Genomic DNA, 4,830 nt, shown 5'->3' with positions numbered 1-4,830 from the left:
TCCGTGGACGGTGCCTGGATCGAGTCCGAGGGTGTGCTCGATGGTGGGTACTGGTACCGCAACCTGCGCCAGACGGTCGGCTTCGAGCCCGCCGTCCGTTCCCTGATCGGTGAGGGCTTCGGCGTCTTCGTCGAGGTCAGCTCCCACCCCGTCCTCCTCCAGCCCGTGACGGAGATCGCCGACGCTGCGGAGGTCCCGCCGGTGCTGGTGGGTTCCCTGCGCCGCGGTGAGGGTGGCATGCGGCGCATGCTGACCTCGTTTGCCGAGGCGTTCGTGCGCGGGGTGGACGTCGACTGGACGGCGGTCCTGCCTGCCGGGTCCGTCCGGCACCAGGTCGACCTGCCGACGTACGCCTTCGACCACGAGCACTACTGGCTCAAGGCTCCCGACCGTGCCGCCGACGGCGACCTCCAGGTCAACGACGCCGACCGGGAGTTCTGGACGGCCGTCGACGACGCCGATCTGGACGCGCTGGCCACGCTCCTGAAGGCCGACACCACCGACCGCCAGAGTGCTCTGGGCGCCGTCGTCCCGCTGCTGGCGGGCTGGCGGGAGGGCCGCCGCGAGCGGTCCGTGGTGGAGGGCCTCCGCTATGCCGTCACCTGGCAGCCCCTGCCGCAGTCGGCCCCCGGAATCCCGGGCGGTACGTGGCTGGTGATCGCCCCGGCCGAGCGGACCGGTGCCGGCTCGGCCGACGACCTGGCGCGCGTCCTGGCCGCCCAGGGCCTCAGCACGGTGCTGCTGGAGGTCCCGGAGGCCGGGCTCCGCGACCGGGCGTCGCTCGCCGGGTCGCTGAGCGGCGTCCTCGCCGAGCACGACCTCTCCGGCGTGCTGTCCCTCCACGCGCTGGAGCGAGGGCAGGCGTCGCAGGACGCGGCGGCCGTCGCCGAGACCACCCTGGTGCTTCTCCAGGCCCTCGCCGACACGGGTGCCACCCAGCCGCTCTGGTGCCTGACCACGGGTGCGGTGAGCACCGGGGCGCAGGACACCGTGACCTCCCCGGTACAGGCGGCGCACTGGGGCCTCGGCCGTGCCGCGGGCCTGGAGTACGCGGACCGCTGGGGCGGCCTCGTCGACCTGCCCGCCGACATCGACAGCCGGACCGTTCAGCGCCTGCTCGGTGTCCTCAACGCCGCGGGCGACGAGGACCAGCTCGCGATCCGCCGTACGGGCGTCCTCGCCCGCCGACTGGTCCGCAAGTCCCTGCCGAAGACGGCGGGTACGGAGCAGTGGCAGCCGCGCGGAACGGTCCTCGTCACGGGCGGTACCGAAGGACTCGGCCGGCACGCGGCCCACTGGCTCGCCCTCGGCGGCGCCGAAGCGCTGATCGTCACCACCACCCCGGACTCCCCGGCGGACGGTGTCGAGACGCTGCGTGCCGAACTCGCCCGCCTGGACGTCCGTACGGGCGTCGTGGCCTGTGACGCCGCCGACCACGACGCACTCGCCCGCCTGCTCGACGGACTCCCCGCCGACCGGCCGCTGACCGCCGTGATCCACGCCGCCGACGTCATGCAGACCAGCTCCCTGGCCGACACGCGCAGGGCCGACCTCGCCGAGGTGTTCGCGGCGAAGGTGGAGATCGCCGTCTGGCTCGAAGAGCACCTCAAGGACACCGAGCTCGACGCCTTCGTCACCTTCTCCTCGATCGCCGGCGTCTGGGGCGGCGGCGGGCAGGGCCCGTCCGGAGCGGCGAACGCCGTCCTCGACGCCCTCGTCGAACGCCGCCGCGCACGCGGACTCAAGGCGACCTCCCTCGCCTGGGGCGCACTCGACCAGATCGGTGTCGGCGCCGACCCGGCCGCGCTCGCCCAGCTGCGCCGCCGAGGCGTCCTCCCGGTGGCTCCCGACGTCGCCGTGAGCACCCTGGAGCAGGCCCTGCGCGCCGACGAGAACGCGGTGGTCGTCGCCGACATGGACTGGGCGGCCTTCATCCCGGCCTTCACGTCCGTCCGGCCGAGCCCCCTCTTCGGCGAACTGCCCGAGGCACGCGAGGCGCTGCGGTCCACGCAGCCCGATGCGGGCACCGGCGCCGACGACGCCCACTCGTCCCTGGTCGCGAGCCTGACGGCGGCCTCGGAGACCGAGCAGCAGCGGATCCTGCTCCGGCTCGTCCGGAGCCACGCCGCCACCGTCCTGGGGCACACCAGTGCCGAGGCCATCCGGCCGCTCCAGGCCTTCCAGGAAGTCGGATTCGACTCGCTGGCGGCCGTCGGCCTCCGCAACAGCCTGCAAGCGGCCACGGGCCTGCGCCTGCCCGCGACGCTGCTCTTCGACTACCCCACCCCCGACGCGCTGGTCGAGTACCTGCGCGCCGAACTCCTCCGGAGCACCGGAGACGAGTTCGAAGGGCGGGAGGACGACCTCAGGCGTGTCCTGGCGACCGTCCCCTTCGCCCGCTTCAAGGAGTCCGGAGTCCTGGACGCCCTTCTGGAACTTGCCGAGACGGACGTCCCCGAGACATCGGCGCCGTCCGAGGACAACTCGGAACTCATCGACGCAATGGACGTCGCCAGCCTGATTCAGCTGGCACTCGGCGACGACGCAAGCTGACCCGTTACATCAGATCGTGGAGGAAGAAATGGCATCGCCCGACGAGCAGCTTGTGAGTGCACTGCGTGCGTCGCTCAAGGAGAACTCCAGGCTGCAGCACGAGAACAGCCAGCTCGCTGCCGCTGCCGTCGAGCCCATAGCCATCGTCTCGATGGGCTGCCGCTTCCCGGGAGGGATCAGCAACCCCGAGGACTTCTGGCGGGTGGTCTCCGCGGGTGCCGACGTCTACACCGAGTTCCCGACCGACCGCGGCTGGGACCTCGACGGACTCTTCGACCCGGATCCCGACAACCCCGGGACCACCTACGTCCGCGAAGGCGCCTTCCTGCACGACGCGGCCAAGTTCGACGCCGGGTTCTTCGGGATCTCGCCGCGCGAGGCCCTCGCCATGGACCCGCAGCAGCGCCAGCTCCTGGAGGTGTCCTGGGAGACCGTCGAGCGGGCCGGCATCGACCCGACCTCCCTGCGGGGCGCCGACGTCGGCGTCTTCACCGGCATGGTGCACCAGGACTACGCGCCGGACCTGAGCGGCTTCGAGGGCTACCTCAGCCTCGAACGGGCCCTCGGCACCGCCGGCGGTGTCGCCTCCGGCCGCGTCGCCTACACCCTGGGTCTGGAAGGCCCGGCGGTCACCGTCGACACCATGTGCTCCTCCTCGCTGGTCGCCATGCACCTGGCGGCCCAGGCCCTGCGTCGCGGTGAGTGCTCCATGGCGCTGGCCGGTGGCGCCACCGTCATGGCGACGCCGGGTGGCTTCGTCGGCTTCTCTCGCCAGCGCGGCCTGGCCGCCGACGGCCGCATCAAGGCGTTCTCCGCGTCCGCCGACGGCAGCAGCTGGGCCGAGGGCGTCGGCGTGCTCCTCCTGGAGCGGCTCTCGGACGCCCGTAAGAACGGGCATCGCGTGCTGGCCGTGCTCCGGGGCTCCGCGATCAACCAGGACGGCGCGTCGAACGGCCTCACCGCCCCGAACGGTCCGGCGCAGCAGCGCGTCATCCGCAAGGCCCTCGCCAACGCCGGACTGACCACCACCGACATCGACATGGTGGAGGCGCACGGTACGGGGACGACGCTGGGCGACCCGATCGAGGCGCAGGCGCTGCTCGCGACGTACGGGCAGGGGCGCGAGGAGGGCCGGCCGCTGCTGCTGGGCTCCGTCAAGTCCGTCCTCGGGCACGCGCAGGCGGCTTCGGGCGTCGCCGCGGTGATCAAGACCGTGCAGTCGCTGCGGCACGGCGTCCTTCCGGCGACGCTGCACGTGGACGAGCCGACGCCGCAGGTGGACTGGTCGGCGGGCGCGGTGGAGCTGCTGACGGAGTCGCGGTCGTGGCCGGAGACGGAGCGTCCGCGCCGTGTGGGCGTCTCGTCGTTCGGCGCGAGCGGGACGAACGCGCACGTGATCCTGGAGCAGGCGCCGTCCGAGGACGAGCTGCCCCTCCAGGTAGAGACCGATGCGGTGCTCCCGTTCGTCGTCTCGGCGAAGGGCGCGGGGGCGCTCCCGGGTCAGGCGGCGCGGTTGGCGGAGTTCGTCGAGGGTGACGAGACGGTGTCGCAGGCGGGTGTGGCCGCTTCGCTGCTGTCGGGGCGTGCGGTGCTGTCGGACCGTGCGGTGGTGGTCGCGGGTTCGCGTGACGAGCTGCTGTCGGGCCTGGGTGCGCTGGCCGGCGGTGAGTCGGACGCGACGCTGGTGAAGAGCCTTGTCCCTGGCGGGGGCAGTGGCCCGGGCCGTTCGGTGTTCGTGTTCCCGGGTCAGGGTGCGCAGTGGGTCGGTATGGGCCGTGAACTGCTGGACTCGTCGGCGGTGTTCGCGGATCGTGTGGCTGAGTGTGAGCGTGCGTTGGCGCCGTTCGTGGACTGGTCGCTGACGGATGTCCTGCGCGGCGATGCTGCTGCGGAGCTGCTGGAGCGGGTCGATGTGATCCAGCCGGCGAGCTTTGCGGTGATGGTGTCGCTGGCGGCGGTGTGGCGTGCGGCGGGTGTCGTGCCCGACGCGGTGCTTGGTCACTCTCAGGGTGAGATCGCCGCTGCGTGTGTGGCGGGTGCGCTGTCCCTGGAGGACGCGGCGCGTGTGGTGGCTCTGCGGAGCCAGGCGATCGGCCGGGTTCTGTCCGGTGCGGGTGGCATGGCTTCCGTGGCTCTGCCGGAGACCGAGATCCGTGGCCTCCTTGTCGAGGGTGTCGAGGTCGCGGCCGTCAACGGCCCGACCTCGACGGTGATCGCCGGTGACGCGGAGGCTCTGGACGGTCTGCTGACCGTCCTGGAGGGCCAGGGTGTGCGGGT

The 4,830-nt window shown here is 72.5% G+C and carries 2 protein-coding genes; both read left to right on the top strand.

Annotated features, from left to right (window positions below):
• Positions 1-2,553, top strand: a 2,553-nt coding sequence (locus IE237_RS40285; RefSeq protein ID WP_189807194.1) for an SDR family NAD(P)-dependent oxidoreductase, incomplete at its 5' end; no start/stop codon positions are given.
• A 28-nt stretch (positions 2,554-2,581) separates the two neighbouring features.
• The coding region (locus IE237_RS40280) for a type I polyketide synthase (RefSeq protein ID WP_189807193.1) at positions 2,582-4,830 on the top strand (2,249 nt) is incomplete at its 3' end.

Origin of the sequence: Streptomyces tanashiensis (assembly GCF_014648895.1) — a bacterium.
Taxonomy (GTDB): Bacteria; Actinomycetota; Actinomycetes; order Streptomycetales; family Streptomycetaceae; genus Streptomyces; species Streptomyces tanashiensis.
The sequence above is the reverse complement of the archived record's forward strand: the minus strand, read 5'-3'. Positions and strand labels throughout refer to the sequence as shown.